Annotated in this window: 4 protein-coding genes; 1 reads left to right on the plus strand and 3 read right to left on the minus strand. The window is 39.9% G+C overall.

Features of this window, described 5'->3' with window-relative positions; genetic code table 11:
• Positions 1-1,147: 1,147 nt before the first annotated feature.
• Positions 1,148-1,399 carry a hypothetical protein gene (locus QNM16_RS23965; protein ID WP_284022766.1) on the minus strand — a complete coding sequence of 84 codons (252 nt, stop codon included), beginning with the start codon at positions 1,397-1,399 and terminating at the stop codon, positions 1,148-1,150.
• Positions 1,400-1,532: 133 nt separating this feature from the next.
• On the opposite strand from QNM16_RS23965, the gene QNM16_RS23970 reads away from it, so the two are divergent.
• Entirely contained in the window at positions 1,533-1,844 is a 312-nt protein-coding gene (locus tag QNM16_RS23970; protein WP_284022767.1) for a hypothetical protein, read from the plus strand.
• 46 nt (positions 1,845-1,890) lie between these two features.
• On the opposite strand, the gene QNM16_RS23975 is transcribed toward QNM16_RS23970, so the two are convergent.
• Positions 1,891-2,517, minus strand: a complete 627-nt coding sequence (locus tag QNM16_RS23975) for a hypothetical protein (RefSeq protein WP_284022768.1) — start codon at positions 2,515-2,517, stop codon at positions 1,891-1,893.
• A 331-nt stretch (positions 2,518-2,848) separates the two neighbouring features.
• On the minus strand, positions 2,849-3,475 hold the full coding sequence (locus QNM16_RS23980; RefSeq protein ID WP_284022769.1) for a hypothetical protein: 627 nt from the start codon (positions 3,473-3,475) through the stop codon (positions 2,849-2,851).
• Positions 3,476-3,550: the final 75 nt, after the last annotated feature.

Genomic DNA, 3,550 nt, shown 5'->3' on the forward strand with positions numbered 1-3,550 from the left:
ACTCAAGACCAAGACCAAGACCAAGACCAAGACCAAGACCAAGACCAAGACCAAGACCAAGACCAAGACCAAGACCAAGACCAAGAGAACTTAATTCAGTCTCGTTTCCAAGCCAATATAACTAACTATTAAAGTCACTATGAAAGTTGCGCCAGCCGCTCACCGTTACATTAATCACTTAGGAAAATCACAAACATATTTCCTTCACTAAGCATACGTCACAGTATCACCTCAAGCAATTAGCAACTTATAGCTGCACCAATCACCTCTGAGTGGCCAATGACTGGTGAATAGAACTTTGCAAGACGACGGGGGAAATACCTAACAACCCCCAACTAGCGCAGCTCGTCGAGCCATCAGCTAATACAATTTAATACATGACATTGATATCGAACCCAGTTTAAACCGGATAGCCAAAAAAAAATATAAAGCAACAGGATAGGGGAGGGCTGCATACCCACTTTACTGCACCATTCAAATTATAACAAAGCAAACTCTGGCTGAGCGAAATACACACGCACCATTAGACTTTTATAGGCAATACAGTAAGGATCAACCAAACCCCAATGGTGCGCACATGCAAGTAAAAAAGGGCAAGCTCTAAAAGAACTTACCCTTATATCAGGGCGTGTTACTCGCCCTTGTCTGCTTCGTCATCTTCAAGTTTATCGTGTGATTCCTTGGTACACTTTTCACACTTGCATTCTTTGCAGTGCTTTTTCCCAAAAGAAAAATTACGTTGTTTTAAAGGGAATAGCCAAGCAAATATTGCAAAAAATTCTGCACAGTGATTCCAAGCAATCATCAAAAAATCTAGTATCAGATTAAACATAATAGTAAAGCCTATAATGATAGGGCGCTCATCATGCACTGTGTGAAGCGGTACATGCGCCCAGTTAAATTAAGAACAGTAATTGGTAGTTACTGCGAATAAATGTTTAAGAGTATCTTTCCTAAACACACAATCATTGTACAACAAATTGATTTCAAGTCAAGCGTAAAACGCTGCAACGCAGCGTTTTTTGACATAAAAAATCGCACCATTCGTTGTACACAGCCTTGTTTGTTATTTTTAATTTTTATGAGTAGATTGCAAAATAAAAGCAAAGACACTAGTATTAGTGCTGTGAAGCGGTTAATTACTATATTAAACATAGTATAAGCCTAGAGAAAAGCTGGTAACTTTTCTCACACAGAAAGGCTGGCAACATGCCAGCCTTTCACACTTTCGCTTCTTCTGCACAATGCCATAGGCTATACCATAAAAAGTCATCATTAGCGCCCACTTACCAGATAACACCTGCAAGCTCACAGCCTCATAAACACGAACAAGCAAGCTTTGAATACGTTGAATATAAAAGTCTATAAGTAGCAGATAAATCAAAAGATTAATGCCCATAAAACGAAACCTATTGCATCAGCCTTAAATAGCCTCTAAGATTGTGCCCAACATTAAGCTAATGTTCTGCAACACAGAAAAACACACGAATATTCAGCTTTTAAAAAACAGAAAATAACAACAAAGTAATCAAATGAGCATAGACAATAACCCGCCTGTCATGCGGTTCAGGCGCGCAATTAACACCCTTGAAGAAAAAACCATTCGAGTTTACTTCCCCCAAGAGCTTTCTTTTACCAAGCTTTGTACAAGGGCTAAACAGCATGGTTTTTCATTAGAGTCGACTTTGGTGAGGCTAACAACAGGGTTCATGGTAGAGGACGATCACACTGTGGTGTTATATTTTGGTACACACCATTGTAATGTGTCACAAAAAAAAGCGCAGCAGGCGCTAGAAGGGGCTATAACGAGAGTTTATCAAGTCTCATTGCAAGACATAGGTTAAGTTTTGAAAAGCTTCAGCAGGGCGGGGAGAGCGCAGGAAAGGGGAATTAAGCTTGCTCGTAAGCAAGCTTAAATTCAGCGTTAATTGTTTCAGCGGTATCAAGGAAGATAGTATCAACCTCTAAGTTTTCAGGCTGCGGCTCACCGTTAACAATAGCAACCACTCTGCGCAGTCCCTCCCAAATAGGGAACTCACCACATACAATAGGGATATTGAAATATTTACGCGCGATGGCAGCACCTCGCAAGTCACCCATAATACAATATCGGTTATACTTGGTCATGAAAGTCTCACGAAAGTATGTATTCCAATTCTCAGCCAAAGAACGCGCAACCATGTCCGCAAACCCTTTGCCTCTGTGCTCAGGCACAACAAAAATAGAGTAGAAACAATTTGTAAAGTAGTGCAACCCCTTATCTTCTTCGATAACTTCGCCTGTGCGCTGCTCTACTAGCATACATAGTGCAACGGGCTTACCCTCTTTCATAAGTAATGAATAGCGTACATAACGCTGATAATCAGCAACACTCTTTTCTTTTCCAGTAACGGAAATTAAGTAATTAAGTGTGTTCTCACGCATATATAATTTGTTATCTAAGATAAGATCTGCAAGCTCTTGAATGTGTGCTTCACCTGTTACGATTTCAAGGTTGTCATTTTTCATTGTGTTCATATCACGGTTCCAATTAGTTATTAAGTTATGTCTGTGTTTCGATTGAGTTCTATTATATACAAATCATTGTACAACGCAATAGGTAATTTCATTAAAAACGCCTGTGCAGCAGAGGATTACACTACAAACCCGCGTACAATATGGCCGCAATGGTGCGAAGAAAAAATTAAAAATCATGTTTTTAGTCACACGGGGGTGAAACAGTAAGATCGCAAATCAGAATTAACAGGGCAATGGTACAAAATACAGATTTTAATCGTTGTACATCAATGGTGCAGAGGAAGGTATTAAAAAAGCGCTTAAAGCGCAAAGTGAAAAAGGGAGTGCCTACTTAGGCGCACTGGTAAGCGCGCCAGAATTGTTTACGGATAGTCTTCGCAGTGTCTAACCACTTCTTACTGACAGCAATCTCTTCACATATCGGTTCGCCCTTAGCGATAGAGACAATACGTCTAAGACCTTTACACGTCGGAAACTCTCCGCATACAACGGGTACAGTGAAGAATTTACGCGCATAATTAGCGCCTCGCTTGTCTGCCAAGATACAGAAGCGGTTGTACTGCGTCATAAATACCTCTCTCAAATAACTATCCCAGTTATCAGCCAGTGATTTAGTCACTAGATCACCGTAGTTTTTGCCCCTGTGCGTTTCTTTAACGAACACAGAGAAGAAACTATCAGTAAAGTAATGCAACCCCTTCACCTCGTCTACAATGCTCTTTTCAAACTGCTCTACAAGCATACACAGTGCCACAGGCTCGCCATTTTCTTTAAGTAGTGAATAGCGAATATAGCGTTGGTATTCTTGGACAGTTTTGACTTGCGCTGTTACAGAGATCAAATAGTTCAATGTCTTTTCACTAACATACAAATTGTTATCAAGGATATAGTCAGCAAGCTCTTGAATGTGTGCTTCACCTGTTACGATTTCAAGGTTGTCATTTTTCATTGTGTTCATATCACGGTTCCAATTAGTTATTAAGTTATGTCTGTGTTTCGATTGAGTTCTATTATATACAAATCATTGTACAAC

Source organism: Pseudoalteromonas umbrosa (assembly GCF_030125375.1).
Classification (GTDB): Bacteria; Pseudomonadota; Gammaproteobacteria; order Enterobacterales; family Alteromonadaceae; genus Pseudoalteromonas; species Pseudoalteromonas umbrosa.

Coding starts and splice junctions, on each gene's coding strand:
- QNM16_RS23965 (WP_284022766.1), bottom strand. CDS start 1,399: ATGGGCATTAATCTTTTGATTTATCTGCTACTTATAGACTTTTATATT.
- QNM16_RS23970 (WP_284022767.1), top strand. CDS start 1,533: ATGAGCATAGACAATAACCCGCCTGTCATGCGGTTCAGGCGCGCAATT.
- QNM16_RS23975 (WP_284022768.1), bottom strand. CDS start 2,517: ATGAACACAATGAAAAATGACAACCTTGAAATCGTAACAGGTGAAGCA.
- QNM16_RS23980 (WP_284022769.1), bottom strand. CDS start 3,475: ATGAACACAATGAAAAATGACAACCTTGAAATCGTAACAGGTGAAGCA.